This is a genomic window from Salinicola rhizosphaerae, from assembly GCF_014652715.1.
Classification (GTDB): domain Bacteria; phylum Pseudomonadota; class Gammaproteobacteria; order Pseudomonadales; family Halomonadaceae; genus Salinicola; species Salinicola rhizosphaerae.
This window is the reverse complement of sequence record NZ_BMZI01000001.1, coordinates 296,801-319,820: the sequence shown is the minus strand read 5'-3', so window position 1 is coordinate 319,820 and position 23,020 is coordinate 296,801. Positions and strand designations below refer to the sequence as shown.

Annotated in this window: 23 protein-coding genes; 8 read left to right on the top strand and 15 right to left on the bottom strand. The window is 61.7% G+C overall.

The annotated features are described in order from the left end of the window. Window positions 1-38 precede the first annotated feature (38 nt). From flgL to flgB, 11 genes are all read right to left on the bottom strand, one after another. Complete coding sequence (gene flgL / locus IE125_RS01315; RefSeq protein WP_189442787.1) at window positions 39-1,253, bottom strand: flagellar hook-associated protein FlgL; 1,215 nt, start codon at window positions 1,251-1,253, stop codon at window positions 39-41. A 101-nt stretch (window positions 1,254-1,354) separates the two neighbouring features. Next, window positions 1,355-3,016, bottom strand: a complete 1,662-nt coding sequence (gene flgK / locus IE125_RS01310; protein ID WP_189442786.1) for a flagellar hook-associated protein FlgK — start codon at window positions 3,014-3,016, stop codon at window positions 1,355-1,357. 179 nt (window positions 3,017-3,195) lie between these two features. Continuing rightward, window positions 3,196-4,212, bottom strand: a complete 1,017-nt coding sequence (gene flgJ, locus IE125_RS01305) for a flagellar assembly peptidoglycan hydrolase FlgJ (RefSeq protein WP_189442785.1) — start codon at window positions 4,210-4,212, stop codon at window positions 3,196-3,198. Further along, window positions 4,212-5,396, bottom strand: coding sequence for a flagellar basal body P-ring protein FlgI (locus IE125_RS01300; RefSeq protein WP_229808862.1), 1,185 nt, complete (start codon window positions 5,394-5,396; stop codon window positions 4,212-4,214). Before IE125_RS01300 ends, flgJ begins: the two co-directional genes overlap by 1 nt. Further along, on the bottom strand, window positions 5,396-6,067 hold the full coding sequence (locus IE125_RS01295) for a flagellar basal body L-ring protein FlgH (RefSeq protein WP_189442784.1): 672 nt from the start codon (window positions 6,065-6,067) through the stop codon (window positions 5,396-5,398). The genes IE125_RS01300 and IE125_RS01295 overlap by 1 nt, the downstream gene beginning before the upstream one ends. A gap of 44 nt (window positions 6,068-6,111) precedes the next feature. After that, entirely contained in the window at window positions 6,112-6,894 is a 783-nt protein-coding gene (gene flgG / locus IE125_RS01290) for a flagellar basal-body rod protein FlgG (RefSeq protein ID WP_189442783.1), read from the bottom strand. Window positions 6,895-6,924: 30 nt separating this feature from the next. Continuing rightward, the gene (locus IE125_RS01285) at window positions 6,925-7,692 is read right to left on the bottom strand and encodes a flagellar basal body rod protein FlgF (RefSeq protein ID WP_189442782.1); all 768 of its coding nucleotides are present in this window, start codon (window positions 7,690-7,692) and stop codon (window positions 6,925-6,927) included. Window positions 7,693-7,775: 83 nt separating this feature from the next. After that, window positions 7,776-9,023, bottom strand: a complete 1,248-nt coding sequence (gene flgE, locus IE125_RS01280; protein WP_189442781.1) for a flagellar hook protein FlgE — start codon at window positions 9,021-9,023, stop codon at window positions 7,776-7,778. Window positions 9,024-9,108: 85 nt separating this feature from the next. Further along, the gene (locus IE125_RS01275) at window positions 9,109-9,816 is read right to left on the bottom strand and encodes a flagellar hook assembly protein FlgD (RefSeq protein ID WP_189442780.1); all 708 of its coding nucleotides are present in this window, start codon (window positions 9,814-9,816) and stop codon (window positions 9,109-9,111) included. 48 nt (window positions 9,817-9,864) lie between these two features. Further along, a complete protein-coding gene (flgC, locus tag IE125_RS01270; RefSeq protein ID WP_189442779.1) occupies window positions 9,865-10,275 on the bottom strand; it encodes a flagellar basal body rod protein FlgC in 411 nt (136 codons plus the stop codon). Between the two features lie 4 nt (window positions 10,276-10,279). Further along, a complete protein-coding gene (flgB, locus tag IE125_RS01265) occupies window positions 10,280-10,696 on the bottom strand; it encodes a flagellar basal body rod protein FlgB (protein WP_189442778.1) in 417 nt (138 codons plus the stop codon). Between the two features lie 445 nt (window positions 10,697-11,141). Between flgB and flgA the strand changes: the two genes are divergently transcribed. The 3 genes from flgA to IE125_RS01250 all read left to right on the top strand — a co-directional run bounded on the left by flgA (window position 11,142) and on the right by IE125_RS01250 (window position 12,742). Further along, window positions 11,142-11,843 (top strand): flagellar basal body P-ring formation chaperone FlgA, encoded by a 702-nt coding sequence (gene flgA, locus IE125_RS01260; RefSeq protein ID WP_189442777.1) that lies wholly within the window; start codon window positions 11,142-11,144, stop codon window positions 11,841-11,843. Between the two features lie 147 nt (window positions 11,844-11,990). Continuing rightward, entirely contained in the window at window positions 11,991-12,269 is a 279-nt protein-coding gene (gene flgM / locus IE125_RS01255; protein WP_189442776.1) for a flagellar biosynthesis anti-sigma factor FlgM, read from the top strand. Between the two features lie 20 nt (window positions 12,270-12,289). Next, window positions 12,290-12,742, top strand: a complete 453-nt coding sequence (locus IE125_RS01250; RefSeq protein WP_189442775.1) for a flagella synthesis protein FlgN — start codon at window positions 12,290-12,292, stop codon at window positions 12,740-12,742. A gap of 255 nt (window positions 12,743-12,997) precedes the next feature. Here IE125_RS01250 and IE125_RS01245 read toward each other — a convergent pair whose 3' ends face one another. Beyond that, window positions 12,998-13,375, bottom strand: a complete 378-nt coding sequence (locus tag IE125_RS01245; RefSeq protein ID WP_189442774.1) for a histone-like nucleoid-structuring protein, MvaT/MvaU family — start codon at window positions 13,373-13,375, stop codon at window positions 12,998-13,000. Between the two features lie 888 nt (window positions 13,376-14,263). Between IE125_RS01245 and IE125_RS01240 the strand changes: the two genes are divergently transcribed. The 4 genes from IE125_RS01240 to IE125_RS01225 all read left to right on the top strand — a co-directional run bounded on the left by IE125_RS01240 (window position 14,264) and on the right by IE125_RS01225 (window position 17,918). Continuing rightward, the gene (locus tag IE125_RS01240) at window positions 14,264-15,187 is read left to right on the top strand and encodes a GGDEF domain-containing protein (protein ID WP_189442773.1); all 924 of its coding nucleotides are present in this window, start codon (window positions 14,264-14,266) and stop codon (window positions 15,185-15,187) included. Between the two features lie 378 nt (window positions 15,188-15,565). Then, window positions 15,566-16,219: a hypothetical protein gene (locus IE125_RS01235; protein ID WP_189442772.1), complete on the top strand. Its 654-nt coding sequence runs from the start codon at window positions 15,566-15,568 to the stop codon at window positions 16,217-16,219. Further along, complete coding sequence (locus IE125_RS01230; RefSeq protein WP_189442771.1) at window positions 16,209-16,952, top strand: DUF3307 domain-containing protein; 744 nt, start codon at window positions 16,209-16,211, stop codon at window positions 16,950-16,952. Before IE125_RS01235 ends, IE125_RS01230 begins: the two co-directional genes overlap by 11 nt. Before the next feature lie 36 nt (window positions 16,953-16,988). After that, window positions 16,989-17,918 carry an N-acetylmuramoyl-L-alanine amidase gene (locus IE125_RS01225; protein WP_189442770.1) on the top strand — a complete coding sequence of 310 codons (930 nt, stop codon included), beginning with the start codon at window positions 16,989-16,991 and terminating at the stop codon, window positions 17,916-17,918. On the opposite strand, the gene IE125_RS01220 is transcribed toward IE125_RS01225, so the two are convergent. Beyond that, window positions 17,842-18,411, bottom strand: a complete 570-nt coding sequence (locus tag IE125_RS01220) for a helix-turn-helix domain-containing protein (protein ID WP_189442769.1) — start codon at window positions 18,409-18,411, stop codon at window positions 17,842-17,844. The genes IE125_RS01225 and IE125_RS01220 overlap by 77 nt on opposite strands. A 293-nt stretch (window positions 18,412-18,704) precedes the next feature. Here IE125_RS01220 and IE125_RS01215 point away from each other — a divergent pair, with 293 nt between their 5' ends. After that, window positions 18,705-19,904, top strand: coding sequence for a benzoate/H(+) symporter BenE family transporter (locus tag IE125_RS01215; protein ID WP_189442768.1), 1,200 nt, complete (start codon window positions 18,705-18,707; stop codon window positions 19,902-19,904). A gap of 24 nt (window positions 19,905-19,928) precedes the next feature. On the opposite strand, the gene IE125_RS01210 is transcribed toward IE125_RS01215, so the two are convergent. Next, window positions 19,929-20,822, bottom strand: coding sequence for a transglutaminase family protein (locus IE125_RS01210; RefSeq protein ID WP_189442767.1), 894 nt, complete (start codon window positions 20,820-20,822; stop codon window positions 19,929-19,931). A 37-nt stretch (window positions 20,823-20,859) separates the two neighbouring features. Further along, the coding region (locus tag IE125_RS01205; protein ID WP_189442766.1) for a circularly permuted type 2 ATP-grasp protein at window positions 20,860-23,020 on the bottom strand (2,161 nt) is incomplete at its 5' end.

Below are 23,020 nucleotides of genomic sequence, written 5' to 3'. Positions count from 1 at the left end.
CTGGAACGCTCGTCTTGGGTGACGGCGATGACGCGACCCTACATCATCTCGAAAAGCGACGTGCCCTGGAGCTCGACGAACGCCTTCTGTGCCGCCTGCAAGCCAACCTGACGCAGCACGTAATCCGATACCGCGGTGTTGTAATCGAGATCGATCAGGTCGCTCTGGGTCTGGGTATAGGCGATCTCTCGGTCGCTGCCGACCGTATCAAGCGTATCTAGCTCGCTGAGTCGAGAACCGACCGAGGCCCGCACGGTCAGCACGTTGTCCAGGGCGTTATCCATCTGGCGACTGGCGGTCGAGAGCGTATTGGCAAATGCCGCCTTGTCCTCGTCGGAGTCCAGCGGATTCTGCAACGCGGAGAGCATGTTCTCGAACGTCGTGAAGATGTCAGGGTCCATGTCGGCGGCCTTGCCCACCTCGATCGTATCGCCGGTCTCGGGTTCACCTTCCAACGTCAAGCGCACGCCGCCGAACTCGATCGCCTGACCGGACTGGTATTCGGCAGCCGACACCACTTCGTCACCATCGGTATTGGTCACGGTATACGTGGTCGGGGCAGCATCGGCATCGAAACTGATCGTATAGCTGTCACCGTAGCCGGCATCGGAGGTATCGGCGATGCTGGGGCCGGTGAAAGTCAGTGTCCCGGCGTTGTCTGCGCCGGCCTCTGCGAGATAACCTGCCCCGGAAGCGACGCTCTGGAACACGTCGCTGCCAGTGTCGCCGATCTCCATCAGTCGGGAGGAGTCGACTTTCTGCTGGCGGACACTCTCGGAGCCGCTGTATTCGACGGCACCGTCTGCGTTCTTGACGAACGGCGCCGCGCTGTCCTGGTAGCCGGCAAACAGGTAGTTTCCGTTACCGTCAGTGGAGTTGGCCTGACCCAGCAGCGCCTCGTAGACACCTTCCAGCTCGGAGGCCATGGACTCTCGGTCCGCATCGCTCAGCGTGCCGTTGCCCGCCTGTACCATCAACTCCTTGGCTCGGGTCAAGGCATCGGTGACGCTGTCGAGCACGCTCTCTTCCTGACTCAGCGCATTGCGCGCCGTGACCCGGCTGTCGCTCTGCTGGCTGTTGGTCGCCAAGGACTGCGACACGCCAAGCGCCTGGGCCGCGGCCTGCGGATCGTCGGATGGCCGCACGACCCGTTTGCCCGAGGCGATCTGCTCGCCGACATCCAGAAACTCGCTCTGCTGCCGATTCATCGAGGCAACGCTGCGCTCGAACATCATCGTCGTACTGACACGCATGGGAATCTCCTTCTTCGCGACGGCGGGAAGCGCCCGGCACCTTGCATCGTCGCTACTGATCTACCGAATCGGCATGAAACCTTATTGCCCTACCCGCTCACTCAGTTCCGCAGACCGAGAATCGTGTCGAGCACCGAGGTGCCGGCATCGATGACCTTGGCGTTGGCCGTGTAATACTGCTGATATTTCATCAGGTTGGCGTACTCTTCATCGAGATTGACGCCGGAGTCCGCCTGCTGATAGGCGTATAGCTGATCGCGCAGCCCCTCCTGAGTGGTCAGGTTGGCTTCGGTGATCGACGTCTGATTGCCCACATCGCTGACCAGCGAGGCGTAGGCGCCATTGAACGTGGCCGTGCCGGAGACCAGCTTCTGGTTCTGCAGATCGAGCAGGTTGAGCGCGTTGGCGTTGTCGCCCGTGCCACCGGTCGCCGATCCGGCAGCTGCGAACAGACTGGTATCGGTGAAGGCGATGTCGAGCCCTTGAGCAGCGTCACGAGTTGGCTGAACCAGGAAAGTATCCCCTTCGGCAGGGGTGCCGGACGGCGTGATCGACACGCCACCGAAGACCAGATCACCGTCAGCGTTCGGCGAAATCGTGGAGACATCGCCGCTGGTCAGGTTCTCGAGCTGATAGCTTCCGTCGGCCTGATACGTCAGACGGTAGTCATCGGCCGTCACATCCGCGTAGCTTCGCGTGTCACCGTCGGCAACCGCGTCATCCCCGGTATAGCGGATCGCCATGACTGCATCGCCACTATTGCTGGTGTTCGGTTGCACGCCAGGTGAACCCATCGAGAAGAACGATTCACCGGCATCGCCATCGAGGTCGAAACCCTGCTCCTGCATGGCGTTGAAGCTGCCGGCCAGCGTCACCGCGAGCTGGCCGAGCTTGTTCTGTGCGCCGTCGAGCGTCTCGCTGCGAAAACTCAGCAGGCCACCGAGTTCACCGCCCTGAATGACCGACTCGTCGATCTGCTTGACCGCCCCGACCGCGTTGCGATAACCGATGGTCACACGGCTCGGATCTTCCTCGTCGGTCACGGCGGCCAGATCGTAGCTCTTGTTGCCGGCCACCAGCGGCAGACCGTTGGATAGCGAGACCTGATAGGTAGAGCCATCCTGGACGGTCACATCGACATCGACGAGCTGGCTCATGTCGCTGACCAGCTTATCGCGCTGGTCGAGCAAGGAGTTCGGTTCTTCACCGGTTCGCGCGCGCGCCAGCGTGATCTGCTTGTTGAGATCGGCAATCTGGTCACTGAGATCGTTGACCTGAGAAACGACATCGCCGACCTGGCTATTGACGCCATCTTGCATGTCGCTCAGGTAGTCATCGTAGGATTTGAACTGTGCGACCAGGCTCTGCGCCGTTCCCAACACCCCTTCCCTGGCCGCGGAATCTGCCGGCGAACCGGAGAGATCCTCAAGGCTGGAGAAGAAATCCTGCATCAGCGAATTGAGCCCGGAATCGGAGTCCGCCAGCAGGTCATCGATCTGACTGATCTGAGTATCGTAGGTTTCCAGTGCGCTCTGGCGGCTGTCGGCCTGATTGAGCTGCGTGGAGATATACTGGTTGTACTGACGCTGGATGCCGTCGACGCTCACGCCCGTGCCCAGCGAACCGGTGCTGCCACTCTCTCCCAGCAAGGTGAGCTGGCGGCTGTAGCCGTCGGTATAGACGTTGGTGATGTTGTTGCTGGATGTCGACAGCGCGTTCTGCGCCGCGCGCAAGCCGCTCAGACCAATCGAGTAGAGACTCATTGCGTTATCCCGTCAGGCGCCACGTCATGCACATGGCCATGATCTAAAGTTATGATTCTTATCGGCCGAGCCCCGTTACGGCTTGAGCCGTCGCGCATGCTTTTTCGCAACGATTTGTTATCCGGCAGTGAGCCGGAAAAGCGCGAAATTTCTCTCCAGAAATTTCCGCCGGCACATCATCAGAAAATCGTCGTCGGCGCAGTGTCGGTCGCGTAGGGATCGTCGAGCTCCGCCTTGGCCATCAACGTCGGTGCTGCGATACCGTCGATGCTGCCGAGCTGCGCCATGACCGCATTGAGCTTATCGGCGTAGCGTGGGTCGGTGGCATAGCCATTGCGCTGCAGTGCGACGGCTGCCTGCTGCGGCGTCGCGGCGTCGACCACATCGCGATAGCGAGGATTGTTGCCGATCAGATTGGCGTAATCGGAGAACGCGTCGCTGTAGGAGTCGTAGACGCGGAAGGCATCGTCTTTCTTGATCGGTCGGCCATCGACGTATTCGGTCGTCGTAATCGTCGTTGACTCGCCCTGCCAGTAGCTACCCGCCTTGATGCCGAAAAGATTATGGCTGTTGCCGCCGTCGGCTGTCGGGATCTCGCGCGCGCCCCAGCCCGTCTCGAGCGCCGCCTGCGCCAGAATCAGTTCGGCCGGGACACCGGAGGAGGCTTCCGCCTGCTTGGCCGAGGGCGCCAGTTTGGCCAGAAACGCCTTGACGGATGACGGGCGATCATCGTCTTCGACGCTGAACGGCGCGTCTTGCGATGCGCTCAATTCTTGGGGCATGCGCAATCCGCCATGCAGCACGCGCGGCGTCCCGCGAGGGATTCCAGCAATCACGGCCGAGACGTTCGCCTCGGCCCCGGCGGCCGAAGATCGATCCGACGTTCCCGGCAGTCCGCTGCGAGAAAGCTCCGAAACCAGCTGATCAGCCAATCCGAATCCCTTGCCGGCCAGTTGCTGGGACCACTGCTGATCCTGCATCGACTGCATCATGTCCATCTGCTGGCTATGCATCAGGCCGGACTTGGGCGTCGCTTCTCGCATGCTCTTCAACATCGACTGGATGAAGATCGCTTCGAACTGGCGCGCCGCTTCTTTCAGACTCTTCTGCGGGTCGTTGGCAGCGCTGTACTTGAGCTTCTGCACGCTCTGTACATCGAGGGCGAACTGTCCCGATAGACTCTGCGTGATCGCCATCAGATGATCTCCAGGTCAGCATTGAGCGAGCCTGCCGCCTTCAGCGCCTGCAGAATCGACATCAGATCCTGAGGCGAGGCCCCGAGAGCGTTCAAGGCATTGACCACGTCCATCAAATCGGCGCTGGTGTTGAGCATCTGCAGCGCGCCGCCTTCTTGCTGCACCGTGATGTCGGCGTTGGGCACGACGGCCGTCTGGCCCCCGGAAAGCGCTCCCGGCTGACTGACGACCGGGTTGGAGTCGATCACCACCGACAGGTTGCCGTGCGCCACGGCGGCGCGATTGAGCGTCACGGTATCCGACAGCACGACAGAGCCGGTTCGCGAGTTGACGATGACCTTGGCCGGTCCACGTTCGGTCGAGACATCGATACCTTGCACCCGCGCCAGAAAACTGACCTGCGAGTTGCTGTCCGCCGGCAGTTTCAGCTGCACCGTGCGGCCATCCACCGCAGCTGCCACGGGCGCGCCGAATTCCTGATTGATCGCGGCGACGACGCGACGCGCATTCTCGAAGTCAGAGCGCTTGAGGAACAGGTCGAGCGTGCCGTCGGGCGAACCAAGACGCATCGGGACTTCCTGCTCGACGACTCCGCCATCGGGAATGCGTCCGGCGGCCTGATGGTTGATCGAGACGCTGCTGCCGGCCGCCGACGCACTGGCGCCGCCAATATAGACATTGCCCTGCGCCAACGCATACACCCGGCCATCCGCCCCTTTCAGCGGCGTCATCAGCAGCGTACCGCCGCGAAGACTATCCGCGTTGCCAACCGAGGAGACCGTGACATCGATCTCCTGCCCCTGACGGGAGAACGGCGGCAGCTCCGCCGTTACCATGACGGCAGCAACATTACGCAGCTGCATGTTGGTCCCCGCTGGGATCGTCACCCCGAGCTGCGAAAGCAGATTGGTGATGCTCTGCCCGGTGAAGGGGGCCTGAGTCGTCTGGTCGCCGCTCCCGTCGAGACCGACCACCAGCCCGTATCCCACCAGCGGGTTGTTGCGGATACCCGAGAAATTGGCCAGGTCCTGAATCCGCTGCGCGCTGGCGACACTGCTCAGCGACGAGATCAGCAGCGCCAGACACAGGCCCAGGCTCAGACGGCCGAGGCGAATACTCGACTGACGGAAGACGGTCGACCGGATAGCGGTCGATGAGAGACGGCGAAAGCGGTTCATAAGCATCAGAAAGGCGCGATGTTGAGGAAGAAGCGCTGCAGCCAACCCATGGTCTGCGCCTCGTTGATATAGCCATCCCCGATATATTCCATACGGGCATCGGCCACCTGACTCGACTGCACGGTGTTGACGCCGCTGATCGCGCGCGGGTTGATCACGCCTGAAAAGCGGATGTACTCGGTCCCCTGGTTGATCGCGATCTGCTTTTCGCCGCGAACCTTCAGATTGCCGTTGGCGAGCACGTCGTAGACCGTCACCGTGATGGTGCCGGTAAAGGTGTTGTTGGCATTGGCACCGCCCGAGCCATTGAACACGTTCTCCCCTTCCACGTCGGTGCCGTAGTCATTGAGCACATCGAGCGGGTCGGGAACCTGATTCATGGTCAGGCCGATGGAGCCGTTACGGGTCGCGTTCGCGGCGGAACTCTTGCTCGCGCTGACCTGTTCATCGAGCACGATGGTGATGATGTCACCGACCTGACGCGGCCGGCGATCCTCGAACAGGGGCTGGTAGCCGAAGCGCGCCTGGTAGATCGAGCCGTTGACCTGCGTCGGCGGCGTGGAGGGAATCTCGACGGGATCGGAATTGTCGACCACCGAATGGCGCGGGATCTGTGCGCAGCCGCTGACGAGCAGCAAGAGCACTGCCACACCTGTCCACCATAACTTTTGCCGCATCGGATTCACCTTCGCCACGCGTGCCGTCATCGCATCATCGATCATCAGAGCTGGGTCAGACGCGCCAGCATCTCGTCGGAGGTCTCGACAGCCTTGCTGTTGATCTCGTAGGCGCGCTGCGTCTCGATCATGCTGACCATCTCCTCGACGACATTGACGTTTGAGGTCTCGACATAGCCCTGATAGAGCGTGCCCGCGCCGTCCAGCCCCGGTGTCAGGTCATTGCGCGGACCGGAAGCCTCGGTCTCGAGATAGAGGTTCTGACCGATGCTCTGCAGTCCGGTCGGATTGATGAAGGTGGACAGCATCATCTGCCCGACTTCGTTGCTGTCCGAGGTGCCGGGCTGCGTCACCGAGACCGTGCCATCCTGACTGACCGTGATCGACAGGGCGTTCTGGGGAATCACGATCGGCGGATCGACGGGATAGCCACCGGCGGTCACCATCTGGCCGTTCTGGTTGACCTGGAAACTCCCGTCGCGGGTATAGGCCGTGGTGCCATCGGGCATCTGCACGGCGAAAAAGCCCTTGCCGTTGATCGCCAGATCCCGCGAGTTCTCGGTGTTCTGCAGACCGCCCTGCGTGTGCAGACGCTCGGTTGCCACGGGGCGAACACCGGTACCGACCTGCATGCCGGAAGGCAGCGTGTCGACGACCGACGACTGAGCGCCGGGCTGGCGAACGTTCTGATAGAGCAGATCTTCGAACACGGCACGGGAGCGCTTGAAACCGTTGGTCGAGACGTTGGCCAGGTTGTTGGAGATGACGTCGAGCTTGACCTGCTGCGACTCGAGGCCGGTCTTGGCGGTCCAGAGAGACTTGATCATGGGAGAACCTCGTTAAGCGGTGGCGGGTCGTCAGCTGGTCAGCGACAGCAGGCTGTTGGCGCGCTGCTCGTTCTCGTCGACGCTGTCGATCACTTTCATGTGCATGTCGTAGCGCCGCGAGCTGTCGATCATCGAAATCATGGCGTCGGTGGCGGTCACGTTGCTGCCTTCGAGCGCGCCGGGCACGAGACGCAGGGCGTCGTCGGCCGGGACTGGCGCCGCAACGTTCTGCCCTGCTGGCGGCGTCATGCGGAACAGGCCATCTTCGCCGCGGACCAGATTGTCGTTGCCGGGCGCAACCATCTTCAAACGCGCCAGCGGCGCGACCGAATCCGGATTCTGGCCAGGCTCGAGAACGCTGATCGAACCGTCCGGCGCAATGGTCACGTCCCCGCCCAGCGGCACGACGATGGCCTGACCGTTGTCGGAGAGCACCGGGTTGCCCAAAGAGGTCAGAAGCCCCGTAGCATCGACCTGGAGATCGCCACGCCGTGTGTAGGCCTCCCCCCCGTCCGGGGACTGTACCGCCAACCAGCTATCCGCTCCCTGCAGCGCCACGTCGAGGCTGCGCCCGGTGGTGTCGATATTGCCTGGCGTGAAGTCGGCGCCCGGCGTCGTCATCATCGACGAAACCCGGGTGTCCAGACGCGCCTCGCCCTCGACCGGCACCGCACGGAGCGCCATCAACTGGCCGCGAAAGCCCGGCGTCGAGACATTGGCGAGGTTGTTGTTGACCACGGCCTGCTGAGCCATGGTCTGACTGGCACCGCCGCCGGCGGTGTAGAGAATGCGATCCATTCGAAGATCCTCGGTACCCCTGTGCGCGAAGGCATCGCATCAGCCCCGGCCAGCCAGGCCGGCGCCGATGCGACAACGGCTCATCAACGCAGGTTGACGACCGTCTGCAGCACTTCGTCCTGCGTCTTGATGGTGTTGGAGTTGGCCTGGAAGTTGCGCTGGGCAATGATCAGATTGACCAGCTCCTGGCTCAGGTCGACGTTGGACGCTTCGAGCGTGCCGGACTGCAGCGAGCCGAACGAACCGTTGCCGGCAGTGCCGATCACGGCCTGGCCGGACGCGGTAGTCGCCTGCCACAGATTGTCACCGATCGGCTGCAACCCTTCGGTGTTGGCGAAATCCGCCAGCGCCACGCGGCCCAGGGCCACCGTCTGATCGTTGGAGTAGCTGCCGTTGATGGTGCCATCGCTATCGATGCTGATGCCCACGAGCTGACCGGAAGCGTAGCCGTCCTGATTCGGCGAGCTGATCGCATAGGACTGCTCGGTCTGAGTGGAGCCATCGAAGTCAAAATCGAAGCTCAGCTCAGCGGCGCCATCGGTGCCCGGGAACGTGAAGGACAGAGCACTTCCGTCCGTCGTACCAGTGCCTGTGCCATCATCGACGCCCTGCAAACGGCCATTTTCGTCGAACAGTAGCGTGGTGGAAGGCGTCGTGGTCGTCGGGTCTGTCGTGCCATCCAGGCTGGTATTGACGGTCCAGGTGTTATCGTCCGTTTTGGTGAAGTACATCTGCAGGTTGTGAGCCACGCCCAACGAGTCGTAAACGGTGGTCGAGGTCGCGTAGTTGTAGGTATCGGCGTCGTCGGCGTCGAAATCCGCGGTGATCGCGTCATCGCTGGCATCGAGATCGATCGACGCAGATGCACTGGTCGTCGCCCTGGCGGAGATCGAACCGCTCGGAATCTGGATCACCTCCGGCTGACCACCGGTCGCGACCGTCGCAGCCGTCGTGGAACTGTTGAAGTTCTGCACGTTATAGCCGGTCAGATAAGCCCCCTGGGCATTGGCCAGGTAGCCGTCGGTGGTCATGGTCAACTGGCCGTTGCGCGAGTAACCGACCGTGTCACCTGACTGGAACCGGAAGAAGCCGTCACCGCTGATCCCGAGATCCAGATCCCGGTCGGTGGTCTCCAGCGTCCCGTTACCGAAATCCTGCAGAATGCCCGCTACGCTGGTACCCAGACCGACCTTGCTGCTGGCGTAGACGTCGGCGAACTGGACCGACGAACTCTTGAACCCCGAGGTCTGCGAGTTGGCGATGTTGTTGCCGATCGTGTCGAGCTGCTGCGAGGCGGCGTTCATGCCGCTCAGAGCCTGCGAAAATCCCATGATGGTCTCCCTGCCTGATTAGTTGGCATCGTTAAATGACATCGTTGAATGGCGTCAAAAACTGCTGCGTTGTCTGTCTGTCGACTCAGAGAATTTGACGCACGTCATCGAGCGTCACGGGATCCTGAGCGTATCCCAGGTCGAGCGTCGGCGAGCCGTCGTCGCTCTGGATCACACCGTTGACCAGCGCATAGTTGAGCGTGGTCGGGGTATAGCTGCTGTCACCGCTGACTGCGGTCATCTCGACGCTGTAGGTCTGGTCGGCGGAAGCGTAGCTGCCATCAGACAGCGTGCCGTCCCAGGTGAAACTGTGAACGCCGGCGCTGAGAGGGCCGGTCGAGAAGCTGTCGATCGCCTGGCCGTTGGCGCCCTTGATCGTGATCTGCAGGTCGTCGACCGCGCTGTCGAGATCGACCCCCACTGGCGTCGCGGCCACTTCGCCCGTGGTGTCATCGCTGGTGCCCACCAGGATCTGATCGCCGGGCACCATGACGCCCTGCCCGATCAGCGCAGTGGCCTGCAGAGCTTGTCCAGCGCCGATCTGATCGTTGATCTTGTCGAGGCTGTCGTTAAGATCCTCGATGCCGCTGACGGTGTTGATCTGCGCCAGCTGCGCCGTCATATCCGAGTTATCCATCGGATTGGTCGGATCCTGATTCTTCAGCTGAGTGATCAACATCGTCATGAAACGGTCGTTGAGCTCATCACTGGAGCTGGTACCTGTCGTCGTACTCGTCGACGTGGTGCCGTTGATATTGGCGAGTGTCGTGCTACCGATCACCGGACTGGCCATGCTGTCTCCTTAGCGGAAAATCCATCGGGACTGGAAAGCGGCGGTCGTTCAACCTTCGCCAATGGTCAAGGTCTTGCTCATCAATGTCTTGGCGGTATTCATCACCTCGACATTGGCCTGATACGAGCGCGAGGCCGCAATCATGTCGACCATCTCGTTGACGGGATCGACATTGGGCAGCTGCACGTAGCCGTCATCGTTTGCCAGCGGATCGCCCGGCCGGTACTCCAGACGCATTGGCGTCGTCTCGTCTTCCACCACGCGATCGACGCGCACACCGCCGACGCCCGAGCCGTTCTGGCTCATCGCCTGGAACATCACCTGCTTGGCGCGATAAGGCTCGCCATCGGGACCGGCGACGCTGTCGGCGTTGGCGAGGTTACTTGCCGTGACATTCATGCGCTGAGAATTGGCCGTGAGGGCCGATCCGGAAATTTCGAATACACTGAACATGGACATGGAATTACTCCGATTGCATCGCGTTCTTCAGCCCCTGGATTCGGCGACTGACGAAAGTGAGATCCGCCTGATAACGCAGCGCGTTATCGGCGAAAGCGGAACGCTCACGGTCCATGTCGACCGTGTTTCCATCCAGGCTTGGCTGATCCGGCATGCGGTACTGCAATTCGTGAACGGCGCTGACCGCGCCGGCACCGCCGGCAATGTGACGCGATGAAGTACGCTCCAGCGCCAGCCCCGAGCCCTCGCTGCGCCCCTGCTCCATGACGCGCGTCAGTTCGGACTGGAAATCGAAATCGCGCGCCTTGAAATTTGGCGTGTCGGCATTGGCGATATTGTTGGCCAGCACCTTCTGACGCTCTGCGCGCAGATTGATCGCTTCTTGCTGGAATCTCAGTGCGCTGTCCAACTTGTCGAACATGCCAAACGCTCCCTGATGGTGATCATCGACCGACGCATGGTCGTCGGTAACAGTGCCGATATCGGCAAAACCAAAGTCCCGAGGTGGCAATCCTGGAAATCAACACCGCTCGAAAGCGGACCACGGAAAATCGTCAGGATGGAGAATAACGGCGAGCCAAAACCGACAAACGACGAAATAGGCCGTCAATTGCGCATCATTTTGATCAATGCCCGACGACCGACAGCTATACAATCGCTTCTCATGTTGGAGAGAACCGCCCCAGGAGCCTGTCGGGCTTGACCGATCGTCGCGACGTTAAGCCCAACAGGCTCCTAGACTCGGTGGCCGACTCCGACCCGTTTTGCCTGCCCATGCGAATCGAGAGCCCGCCATGAAATCCGGTATTTCCCGATATTCGGCCTCACCCCGCTCCGGTCGAGCGTCGCGCCTGAGGCGCGGATTGATGATTACCGCATTGGGCACCTGGGTGATTCTTTTCGCCCTGTCGATGCTGCCGTTGCCGTCGATCGCACAGGCAGATGGGCTGGACTCACCGGCGCCTGGGCTTGACGCCACGGTTCGCGCCTTTCTGGTTCAGCAGACGGCGGCGCTGGGCGACGACGTTGAGATCCAGGTGCGGGACGGCAACGCCAATTTCGGTCCCTGCGCATCGCCACAACCTTTTCTCCCCCGCCCGGGCACCCCGCAGGGGCGCGTCACCGTTGGCATTCGATGCGGTGCCGAAGACGAGCAGACGCGCTATGTACAGGCGACGGTATCCGCGCAGGTCAGACATCTCGTCGCCAGCCGAACCATCGGACCGGGCGAGCGACTCGACCAGGCAGCGCTTTCCTGGGAAACCTCGGATCTCTCTCATTTGCGCCGCGGTTATCTCTCCTCGCTCACGGAGGCGGTCGGCCAGGTGGCAAAGCGGCGGATTCCGGCGGGCACGAGCGTGACCGACGACATGATTCGAAAACCCTGGATGGTCAAACGGGGAGATACGGTCATGTTGACGGCCACGGGCGAGGGCTTTCGCATCAGCCGAAGTGTCGAAGCGCTGGAAAATGGCGGACTGGGCAGCACGATTCGTCTCAAGACGGAAAATCGGCAGATACTGCAGGGTAAGGTGACGGGGCAGGATCAACTGAGTGTCGATTTTTGAGTCAGACCATGTTGAGTCAGACAATCGAGCGGGCTAGTCAGATAAATTTCTTAACAAAATTCTGACCCCGCCCGATTTCAGTTTTGATGACGTTTGCCGATAACGTTGGCAAGCACACATCGTGCAGAACGCCATGAGGTAGATAACGTGAAGATCGATCAGACACAACCGCTGACTCGCCCGACCCAAAGCGACGCCGCCGATTCCAGAAAAGGGGCAGCGCCGCTCGTCTCCCAATCGGCTCAGGCCGGCTCGACCACGACCCTGAGTCAGTTTTCTGCCAGCGACGAGAGCGGCGACATCGATACGGCGCGCGTCAACGAGATTCGCCAGGCGATTGCCGAGGGACGTCTGGATCTCGACACCGGCAAGATTGCCGATGGGCTGGTCCAGAGCGTGCGTGACCTGCTGGGCAGTAACTCCTAATTCTTGATCCGGATAATGTCATGACAGCGCCCACACTCATCGCCGAACAGCACGCCTGCCTCGAACAATATCTGCGCGCGCTCGAAGTGGAGCGGGAGTGCCTCAAGTCCGGCCAGGTCGACGGCAGCAGCCTGGCGGAGACTGCCGCTCACAAACAGTCATGGCTCTCTCGACTCGAGCAACTGGAAAACCAGCGCCGCAAAGCGCAGCGTGAGGCGGGATATGGCGAGGGTCGTCAGGGTGCCCAACGCTTTGCCGAATCCCTCGATGCGGGATCGCTATGGTCGCAGATCGTGCTGCTGGCGCAGCAGGTTCAGCAGGTCAATCGCCTCAACGGCTTCATCATCTCTCAGCGTCTGGAACACAACCAGCGCGCTATCGATTTTCTCAACCAGGCGATCGGCGGCAGTGTCTACGGGCCGAACGGCCAATCACGCCATGGTGGTTTCGGCGGTATCAGCTCGAAGGCCTGATATCCGAAGCCCGACGGCTTTCAAATCGCGACGCCTGCCCCCTCGCTCCTGCCCCAGTCCGGCCATCGCACTAGCCAGTACCGCACCGATCAATCCCGCATCGCCACCAGGGTAGCCAGTACACTCTCTCCGACTCAAACAGTCGCGACGAAAAAAAGCCCGAACCCAGAGGCTCGAGCTTTACGGCGTTCGATATCGCGTCAGATTCTACGACAGTGACCAGAAGGCCGGTCAGTCTCTCTGACGGTCTCAGCATCAGTCTTCGGTGCGGACGACCCACGACTCGACGGTATCGCTACCGTGCTCGTCTTTCCAGATCTTCAGCGTCTTGTGGTTGCCGCCACGCGTCTCGACGACCTCACCCGTATTCGGGTTCTTGTAGATCTTGAGCTTGCGCTTGCGTCGGCCACCGCTGGAAGCCGCGGGTGCAGCACTGCTGCCACTCTCCGGCTTCGGGCTCAGCAGCTCGATGACATCTGCCGCCTTCTTGCCATACTCCGACATCAGCGCTTCCAGCTTCTCCTTGAACTCGAGCTCCGCTTTCAGGCGCTGATCGCCTTCCATGCGCTTGAGTTCTTCCTCGAGCTGTTTGAGCAGCTGTTCCTTCTTGACGTAGTCACTCAATAAAGACATTAGCTTTTCCGTTGTAGAACACTTGGCAGGCGTATTATTGCTTTTATGCCATCGAATGCAAGTCCAAGAGCGATGATAATTTCAGGACCTTCCGATTGATTTTCTTTATTCCGTGAAACTTATTGGTGTTTTGCGGGTTTTTCCGTGCCCACCGCGCGTCTTTCGGGAAGATTCGATTCAATCCGGCGATCTCGGAAGCCCCCTTTCGAAAAACCGGTATTAAGACCACATGAGTTAAATACTGGTTACTTTTTAACCATACCCGGACAAACCATCGCTCCCAGGCGCGCCTCGTTAGGGATGAGACGCTCACGCCAAGCCGTTGATCCACCTTGCGTCGCCACACTTTAAATCCGGCTTTCGATACTGGCTCTCAATATCGGCTTTCGATACCCGCGTGGAGAATAACGCCGCCATTAACGAGTCGTTATTTGCCGATAACAATTCCACAAGCCAAGTTACCGCAGACGGCGTCGCCGGGCGGCTCCAGGGACGTATCGTTAGTCTTCCGCCTGCCGGTCCACACCGAAAGGAGCCACCGCTCTATCTTTCAATTCTCATGGGTCGATAAAAGCCCGAATATCTCTGAGAGCCATCCAGCGGATCCTTGTACGCCTACACGTTTTCCACCCTTGTGCCCATACCGGCCCTCCGGGCCGCCGACCGACCTGGCAACGACAATACGACCAGCTAATTGAGTTATCCCTGAATCAACATTGCCCCCAAATCCGATTATCTCCCGGACTTAATGAATCGATGCCGACTACAGTTATCGCCCCGGCGGTCGATATATCTTTCGCAAGCGGCCTTCGGCGCGAGCGACCCGATCGCGGACGGTCGTGGTTTGCCAATGACAAGACGATATGGATCTCGACACCGTTCATCACCATGCTGAAATCGATCGCACGCTCTACCCTGATGCTTTCGCTCGCTGCTGCGCTGATTATCCTGACGGCGGCGGCCCTGCTCGTCGCCATTGCGCGAGGCTTGAGCGTCTTCCTGCCTTTCTGGCCCGCCACCATGCTCGCGGGCATCTGTGTCGCCATGCTCGCCGTCGCCGGGACGCGGCTCATTCTCGATCGATGGCTTCTGACGCCGATTCGGCGTCTGGTCGATCATGTCCGGCTCGAGAGCGACTTCGGTTACACACCACGGATGATGCCGAAAGACCTCGCCACACGCACCGATGCCGTCGGCCTGCTCGCCCGACAGATCCAGCAGTTGATCGAGGCGTTGCGAAGCCACAACGCATCGCTTCTCGAGCAGACGATGAACGATCCACTGACCGGCCTTGGCAACCGACGCCTGCTCGAACACCGTCTGAACCTGATCGTGCCGTTGAGCCGTCGACTCCACTGCACCGTCTCGGCCATGATGATCGACGTCGACCATTTCAAGGCGTTCAATGACAACTACGGGCACCCGGCAGGCGACGCCTGCCTGGTCGAAATCGCTGGCGTACTGCGCGACACCTTCCGTCGGGAGACCGATGTCGTGGTGCGCCTGGGCGGTGAGGAGTTCCTGGTCCTGCTAATCGATACCGTACAGGAAGAGGCCTGGGCGCTCGCCGACGCGATGCGCGGCATGATTCAGGCGCTGGGTCTGCCCCACGCACACTCCCCGACCGCGCCGGTGGTTACCGTCAGCGTCGGTGTCGTGACCAGTCCTCACGGCGTACTGGTCAACGTCGATGACATGATCGCTGACGCCGACCGGGCACTCTACGACTGCAAGGCGCACGGCAGGAACCGAGTATCGGCGAGAGTCGTCGGTGTCGCGCCGGAGAACGAGACGTCATTGACGTCATCCTGATATCCGCCGATCTATTTTATCTGCCGTTCTTTTTATCGACTGCTCTATCTCCGCCGTGGTCGATGGCTTGTCGTTCCACCGCGTTTCTTCTCTCGTCGCGTCTTACGCCACCCACGTCCCGGCCGACGAACGAAGCCCGGTGCCGAGCGCTAAAAAAGCCCCACGCGGCCGCTCCCCTGCGAATCAATACACCCTGATTTACTTCCTTGGCTTACGAAAAAATACTGGATATATACACAGTATTTGAGCTAGCGTAACGACAGCGCTGTAGGCTCATGCACACCAATTTCGATAGCTTTTTTTACGCATAATTTAAATTATAGCTTTTTTTATCTATATTCTGACGAAAGCACTGAACTCGATCGATGGAGATTCGTCGTGCCTATCATCGGTGTACTCAGCGGCGACGTCGTCGCCTCACGGGAGATTTCGGACAAGCCGCGATTGAGGCGCGCCATCGACGCCGGGCTTGCCCTGCTGCATTCGCAGTGCGCGGCCGTCGGTATACGGTTTCGCGGTGATGCTTTTCAGTTGGCCCTGCCCGATCCCGCCGAAGCGATTCGTGCGGCCGTGATCATGCGCGCCAGCCTGATCGAGCACTCCCCTGGCAAACAGCAGACCTGGGATGCGCGGATTGCGATCGGCATCGGCAAGGGCGATATGCCCAGCCAGGACGCGTTTATCGATGCCGACGGCGAACCCTTCGTACGCTCCGGTCAAGGGCTCGATCAACTCGGCCAGAGCGATCAGCGACTGGGGCTCTTTCTACAGCCCCCTCGAGACGATCTCGATCTGCTGACTCGCTTTGCCGATGACATCATCAGCCACTGGAGCCACAACGCCGCCGAGGTCATCCGGTGGAACCTGACCACCTCCCTTTCGCAGCGCGAGCTGGCCAGGCAGATCGGGCGCACCCAGCCAACGGTGAACCGTCGCCTGACGGCCGCTCGATGGAGCCTGATCCAGGAGTACATGCGCTACGCACGCGAGGCCCTGGTTGGGGCATCGGAGGCACATGCCGATGAGCGATGAAGCCCTTTCCCTGCTCCTGTCTCTCTTGCTGGCGCACGTGATCGGCGATTTCCTGCTGCAGAGCAATAGCTGGGCCGCCCAGAAGCGCGAACGACACTTTCGCGCGCCGTCGCTCTACGCCCACGTCGCCATTCACATGGCGTTGAATCTTGCCGCACTGCGCTTTTTCGATGTCGACTGGATGCCGGCCCTGCTCACAATGGCAGCGATCGGCATCAGCCACTGGCTGATCGACGTCGCCAAGAGCTACACCACGGCACGCCCGATCCGCTACTTCGTTCTCGATCAGGGCCTGCACCTGCTGATCGTGGTATGGCTCTGGACCGAACTGCAGGCACCGCTGCCACAGGTCGATATCGACTGGTCGCTGCTGTGGCAGCCTGACACGCTACTGCTGTTGCTTGCCTACCTCGTCGCCATGAAGCCCGCATCGGTATTGATCGCCCTGATCATGCGGCGCTGGAGCCAGGGCGTGGACACTCGGGGCACGCTGGCTGACGCCGGTGCACGAATCGGCATGCTCGAACGCTTTCTGATTCTGACGTTCGTGCTCAGCCACCAGATGGCCGCCATCGGTTTTTTGCTGACCGCCAAGTCGGTACTGCGCTTTGGCGATCTTTACGAAGACCGCGACCGCAAGCTGACCGAATACGTGCTGCTCGGCACCATGCTCAGTTTTTCGCTGACCTTGACGCTCGGACTCGCCACGCGCTACCTCTTGACCAGACTCTGATCCGCCCAATCCGACAAGCCCCGCCCAGAGGCATTCATGACGCCGAACCACTCTCTCTCGACCCGTTGCCGATACTGGCTCGCTTTCTGCGTCTGGGGGCTGATGGCTGGCTGCGCCAGTCATTCCCTGGAACAGCGTGCCGGTTATCGGGTCGATTCGAGCCATCATTCCAGCGCTTTCAATCAGCGAATTCGCTATCTGGTGCTGCACTACACCGACTCGGATGCCCCGCGTGCGCTGAAGACCCTGATGGGGCCTGACGTCAGTGCGCATTACCTGGTGCCCCGCGAGCTCTCCGACGACGGTCACATCCACGTCATGCAGCTGGTCGACGAGGATCGTCGCGCCTGGCACGCCGGCGTCAGTGCGTGGCAGGACCGCACGCAGATCAACGACACCTCCATCGGCGTGGAGATCGTCAATCGCGGGCCACAGCACCAGCACGGGGTCGCTAGCTGGCAGTCCTATCCCGATGCACAGATCCGCGCCGTCATCGCGCTCGCGAAAGATATCGTCACCCGCTACGACCTGCCCCCGCCGGCCGTCCTCGGGCACTCGGATATCGCCCCCTCACGCAAGATCGATCCCGGCCCTCGGTTCCCGTGGCATCGTCTCTACCTCGCCGGTGTCGGCGCCTGGCCGCATGCGGCGGACGTCGCCCGTTATCAGCGCCGGTTTGTCCGCTGTCCGCCATCGATCGATGCCTATCAGGCGGCGCTCTCCACGTACGGCTACGCGCTCGAGGTCAGTGGCGAACTCGACCCGATGACACGCGATGTCACGCGCGCCTTTCAGATGCACTTTCGACCCGCCAATACCGCCGGCAATCCGGATGTCGAGACCCAAAGCATTCTGTGGGCGCTGTTGAAACGCTATCGCCCTGATGCCCTTACGATGCCGGCGCTGCCGGATGAGTGTGCAGCGGGTAGTGGATCAGATCGTGAAATCTCACCGGGTGCGACGTGAGATTGCGGTAGCCATGGGGCTGATCGGCCGGAAAGCGCATCGCTTCGCCGGCCCCGAGACAGTACCGCCTGTCATCGACGGTCAACTCGAGTTCGCCGGCGATCACCACGACATGCTCGATGACGCCCGCGGCGTGCGGCGTGGACTCGCTAGCCCCCGCCGCCGCCAGTTCGATCAGGTACATCTCGAATCCCAGCGCCGGGTCGAAAGCAAACAGGGGTTGGATCACCATCCCTGAAACATCGCGATGCCATGCCGCGGGTGCCGATCGCGTTTCGCCGACGATGGGCGAGAGAAAGTGCGAGAGTGGCGCCTGGATGCCGCTGGCGATTCGCCATAGCGTCGCCACGGTCGGCATCGACTCGCCACGCTCGATCTGTCCCAGCATCGCCTTGCTGACACCGGTCGCTTTGGCGGTACGATCCAAGCTCCAGCCGCGCTCCCCGCGCAGACGTTTCAGATGGCGACCGATCGAGGCCATGTTCTCTTCCATGCTTGCCTCTCCGTCGGGCATGAATATCGGCTCGCTCGGCGAGCGACGACCATCATACGGGTTATCCCCGTCCGTTCTATTCCGATTCCCTGTCTTGCGGTTCGATCTATCTCGATCCTGGCTATCTCGATCCTGTCCATCTTGACCCTGACTGTCTCGAACCGGCCTGAATCGAGACTCTGGCTTCAATCCATGATCATTCTTTGCAACGGCGTGCGTTATCGCGACCGTTGAACTAGCAGATATTTGTGCGCTATAACGCACGTAACCTTCACCAACTGCCCCGACTCGACATGCCGACACCCCCATCGTTCTGGAAATCGCTCAGCGCTTCGCATCTCTCGGCGGGCTTCATCGCGGTGCTGGTCGGCTATACCAGTTCCGCCGTCATCATCTTTCAGGCCGCTGAGGCCGCCGGCGCCACGGCCGACCAGATCGGTAGCTGGCTAGCGGCGCTGGGACTGGCCATGGGGGTGACGTCGATCGGTCTATCGCTGCGCTACCGACAGCCTATCCTGACGGCGTGGTCGACGCCGGGCGCCGCGTTGCTGGCGGTCAGTCTACCGGGCACTCCCCTGAGCGACGCCATCGGGATCTTCATGTTCTGCGCGGCGCTGATCGTGCTGTGCGGCGTGACCGGCTGGTTCGCCCGCCTGATGCAGCTCATCCCCCAGTCATTGGCGGCCGCGATGCTCGCGGGTGTTCTACTGCGATTCGGCCTGGACGCTTTCGCCTCCCTGCAGAGCGATTTCACGCTCATCCTTGCCATGCTGATCACCTACCTGTTCGCCAAGCGCTGGCTACCCCGATACGCCATTCTGCTGGTGCTGATCGTCGGGCTGGGCCTCGCCATCGGCGGTGGCGAAACACGGCTTGCCGACACCCACTGGTCGATGACTCAGCCTCAGGCAGTCTGGCCAACCTTCTCGCTGGCAAGTCTGATCGGAGTGGGCCTGCCGCTGTTCGTGGTCACGATGGCTTCTCAGAATGCCCCGGGCGTGGCCACGCTGCGGGCCGCGGGACTCGATGCCCCCGTCTCGCCATTGATGATCTGGACCGGGCTCACGGCGCTGATCCTGGCGCCTTTCGGCGGTTTTACCGTCTGCCTCGCCGCGATCACGGCGGCAATCTGCATGGGGTCGGATGTGCATCCGGATCCCGCGCGCCGTTATCCGGCCGCCGTCTGCGCCGGTGGGTTCTATCTGCTGGCGGGCGTGTTCGGCGGCTCCATCGGCACCCTGTTCGACGCCCTGCCGCATGCCCTGGTCGTCGGTATCGCCGGGCTCGCTTTGCTACCCACCATCGGCGGCAGCCTCAGTGGCGCGCTCGCGGCGCCGGAACAGCGCGAGGCAGCGCTGATCACCTTTCTCACCACGGCATCCGGGGTCACACTTTTCGGTATTGGCGCGGCATTCTGGGGACTCGTCGCGGGCGTCCTGGCGCTGATCATTGCCGGCCATTGGACAAGAGAGCGACGCAAACTCCCCGTCTGACGATTGGCCATCAGAGACTGGCCGCTAGAAACCGCTCAACGCGCCTTGGCGCGACTCGCCGGCGATCGGCTCCACGTCGACGGCGACCTCGAGTTGATGCGTTCCCCCACCGCTCATGACGCCCTTGAGCGGCGGAACATCCCCATAGTCACGCCCCCAGGCGAGAACCAGATGCCGCATCCCGGGGCGGGCACCATTGGTCGGGTCGAGTTCCAGCCAACCCCACTCCGGGATATGGACGGCAACCCAGGCGTGGGACGCGTCGGCCCCGACCAGACGCGGCTGGCCGGGCGGTGGCAGCGTTTCGAGATAACCGCTGACATAGCGCGCTGACAACCCCATCGAACGCAGACAGCCGATCATCAGATGCGCGAAGTCCTGACAGACGCCGCGTCTGGCTTCAAGTACGTCGAGAACCGGCGTGGCGAGCGTGGTAAATCCGGGATCATAGACGAAGGTCTCGAAGATTCTCAGGTTGAGATCATCGAGCGCATCGATCAATCCACGTCCCGTGGCAAAGCTCGGCGCCGCAAAGCGGCGCAGCGCCGAATGTCGCCCCACGAACGGCGAATCCAGCTGAAACTGGCGCAGCGTAGCACGCTGACCGACGTGCCCGAGGGCCTGCTGCCAGTCGAGATTGGTGGCCTGTGGCGGCAACGGTCGCTCGGACGTTTCCAGACGACTGCTCGCCGTGACGGTCAGCGTCTGGTGCACTTCCTGGACGGAAAAGTAGGCCACGTCATTGCCGAAGAAATCCTGTCGCCACTGGATCACCTGGGGCGCGGGCACCACCGCAAGCTCGCTCTGCGCCACCCGCTGCCAGGGTAGTTGCCGAGGCGCGACACGCGCTTCGTTGTGGCACAACGATACCGGCGAAGCATATTCGTAGCGTGTCTCATGACTGACGCGGTAACGCATGTCGCGATCCTTGCGTTGACGGCCTTTGCCGGCTCGTTCAGGCCTGCATGGGAATCAGCTGGCGTGGTGCCTCGACGTGACTGAAATGACTGTGCTCGATCGCCAGCGACAGCGCCGACAGCGGTGCCGCGAGACCATCGAGCAGTGCCGCCAGTGCTTCCCGGGCGAGAGGGTCCTCATCGACCCGCGCGAGTGTCTCGAGATCAGCCAGATGCAGCGCCGAGCGCGCCTGGATCAGCAGACGCGCCTCATTGCTGCGGTACGGCGTATCGCTGGGCTGAGGCAGATGATCGATCTGGCGCTCCAGGCGTTTGAAGATATAGCCCATCGAACGCGGATTGCCTTCATCGAACAGCAACAGATCCAGCATGGCAGCCGGGTGAAGTTCGCTGCGGTAGCGGCGCCGATAGGCCGTGGCATTATCGGTGACCGACAGCACGACGTCCCAGAGCGCATCGCCGGCGTGAGTCGACTCGATCAGCGCATAACGCAGCAGCGAGAGCGTCGACATGGCGCGTTCGAGAAAGCGCCCGATATCCATGAATCGCCAACCGTAATGGTGCGGCATGGTCTCGTTGCAAAAACCGAAAAACGCGGCCAGCTGGGTCATCAGCGTCTCGACCGCCCGCCGCCCATGCACCGGCTCCAGCTGCGGCATGCGGATCGCTTCCTGACGCAGCTGATTGAACACGCGCCAGGCATCGTCACCGAGATGATCGCGCACCGCACGCCCGTTGTGGATCATCCGCGAGATCAGCTCGGGCAGCGACCCACCCTGACGCTCGCCGAACAGCGCCATCAGGCGATCACGATGCGCCACGAAACGCTCCTCGGCGGCGTCGGCCTCGGCGTAGTCCACCTCGAGCAGATGCAGGAGATCGTCGAGCGTGGCGTCGGCCATGCCCTCCTGATCCTGATCCAGCAGGCGATAGAGCGCTTCGCGCAGTAGCCGCGAGCGTCCGTCGAGACGCTCACCGTAGCGACCCAGCCAGAGCAGGCTGTCAGCGACGCGACTGGGCAGATCCATGCCATCGCGGGTCACCACCAGCGGCTGATGTGAACGCCGCAGGCGGCTGACATGGGGCTGCGGTGACTCCGCCTTGACCCAGAGATCCTTGACGCACTGGCTCGCCTGCATCGCAAGGCCCGGCTCTCCTTGCCAGGCCAACCCGCCCGGCATGGCTTCGAAGCCGGTGAACTGGAGCCCGTCATCGAAGCTTGCCTGGGTAAAGCAGCGCAGATTGAAGGTCGAGGGAATCAACGACTCGCAGTCGGGCGTCAGAAATGGCGCGGTCGCCCCGCGAATCGGGCGAGAGGCCACATAGCTCGCTGGCTCGGCCACCAGCGCGTGCCGCAACGCCTCTCGCGCAGGCGCATCTAGCGTCGAAGGCACGAGCGGTGCGCGGCCATCGACGTGCTCGAAGTGCAGCGCATCGAACTCGGCGAGCGCCCACGCCAGCCCCTCGCCTCGGCCGCACCAGTGACGCTCGCCGCCGTGCATCAACAGCGGCTCGCCCAGCAGATGCTCGCTGAGCTGCGGCAAGTGAGCCGCTACCAGCGGGTGTTCCAGCGCCCCGACGCCGGGCGGATTGGAGATACCGACACCACCGGCGCGAATGGCTTCCATTAGTCCGGGAACGCCGATCAGGGAGTCACCGCGCAGCTCCAGGGGGTCGCTCCAGGCGTCGCCAATCTGGCGCAACAGCACGTCGACGGGCTTGAGTCCGCCCAGGGTACGCATCCAGACGCGGGCGTCACGGACCACCAGATCGCCGCCCTCGACGAGCGCCAGGTTCAGATAATTGGCGAGATAGGCGTGCTCGAAGTAACTTTCATGATCCGGCCCAGGCGCCAAGAGAGCCACCGTCGGCTGATCGAGATTGAGCCGCGACAGCGCCGCCAGCGAGTGATGCTGGCGCGAGAGGAACCCGGCCAGACGTTTCAACGGAGCGTTGCGATAGAGGTCCGGCAGTGCCCGCGCCATCACGATGCGATTTTCGAGCGCAAACCCCATGCCGGAAGGCGCCTGCAGATGGTCCGCCAGCACGTGCCAGCGGCCCTCGGCGTCCCGCGTCAGGTCGACGCCATGCAGGGAGATGCCGGGGTCATCTTCGCCGAGCAGACCGTCACTAGCGAGTAGAAATCCGCTATTCGCGAATAGGGCGTCAGCGGGCAAGATGCCCGCCTCCACGACGCGT

Excerpts from the sequence above, each read along its gene's own strand:
- flgL (WP_189442787.1), bottom strand. The coding sequence starts at position 1,253 with ATGCGTGTCAGTACGACGATGATGTTCGAGCGCAGCGTTGCCTCGATG.
- flgK (WP_189442786.1), bottom strand. The coding sequence starts at position 3,016 with ATGAGTCTCTACTCGATTGGTCTGAGCGGCTTGCGCGCGGCGCAGAAC.
- flgJ (WP_189442785.1), bottom strand. The coding sequence starts at position 4,212 with ATGGCGATCACGCAGAGTCTATCGGGACAGTTCGCCCTCGATGTACAG.
- IE125_RS01300 (WP_229808862.1), bottom strand. The coding sequence starts at position 5,396 with ATGCTTATGAACCGCTTTCGCCGTCTCTCATCGACCGCTATCCGGTCG.
- IE125_RS01295 (WP_189442784.1), bottom strand. The coding sequence starts at position 6,067 with ATGCGGCAAAAGTTATGGTGGACAGGTGTGGCAGTGCTCTTGCTGCTC.
- flgG (WP_189442783.1), bottom strand. The coding sequence starts at position 6,894 with ATGATCAAGTCTCTCTGGACCGCCAAGACCGGCCTCGAGTCGCAGCAG.
- IE125_RS01285 (WP_189442782.1), bottom strand. The coding sequence starts at position 7,692 with ATGGATCGCATTCTCTACACCGCCGGCGGCGGTGCCAGTCAGACCATG.
- flgE (WP_189442781.1), bottom strand. The coding sequence starts at position 9,023 with ATGGGATTTTCGCAGGCTCTGAGCGGCATGAACGCCGCCTCGCAGCAG.
- IE125_RS01275 (WP_189442780.1), bottom strand. The coding sequence starts at position 9,816 with ATGGCCAGTCCGGTGATCGGTAGCACGACACTCGCCAATATCAACGGC.
- flgC (WP_189442779.1), bottom strand. The coding sequence starts at position 10,275 with ATGTCCATGTTCAGTGTATTCGAAATTTCCGGATCGGCCCTCACGGCC.
- flgB (WP_189442778.1), bottom strand. The coding sequence starts at position 10,696 with ATGTTCGACAAGTTGGACAGCGCACTGAGATTCCAGCAAGAAGCGATC.
- flgA (WP_189442777.1), top strand. The coding sequence starts at position 11,142 with ATGATTACCGCATTGGGCACCTGGGTGATTCTTTTCGCCCTGTCGATG.
- IE125_RS01250 (WP_189442775.1), top strand. The coding sequence starts at position 12,290 with ATGACAGCGCCCACACTCATCGCCGAACAGCACGCCTGCCTCGAACAA.
- IE125_RS01245 (WP_189442774.1), bottom strand. The coding sequence starts at position 13,375 with ATGTCTTTATTGAGTGACTACGTCAAGAAGGAACAGCTGCTCAAACAG.
- IE125_RS01240 (WP_189442773.1), top strand. The coding sequence starts at position 14,264 with ATGCTGAAATCGATCGCACGCTCTACCCTGATGCTTTCGCTCGCTGCT.
- IE125_RS01230 (WP_189442771.1), top strand. The coding sequence starts at position 16,209 with ATGAGCGATGAAGCCCTTTCCCTGCTCCTGTCTCTCTTGCTGGCGCAC.
- IE125_RS01225 (WP_189442770.1), top strand. The coding sequence starts at position 16,989 with ATGACGCCGAACCACTCTCTCTCGACCCGTTGCCGATACTGGCTCGCT.
- IE125_RS01220 (WP_189442769.1), bottom strand. The coding sequence starts at position 18,411 with ATGGAAGAGAACATGGCCTCGATCGGTCGCCATCTGAAACGTCTGCGC.
- IE125_RS01215 (WP_189442768.1), top strand. The coding sequence starts at position 18,705 with ATGCCGACACCCCCATCGTTCTGGAAATCGCTCAGCGCTTCGCATCTC.
- IE125_RS01210 (WP_189442767.1), bottom strand. The coding sequence starts at position 20,822 with ATGCGTTACCGCGTCAGTCATGAGACACGCTACGAATATGCTTCGCCG.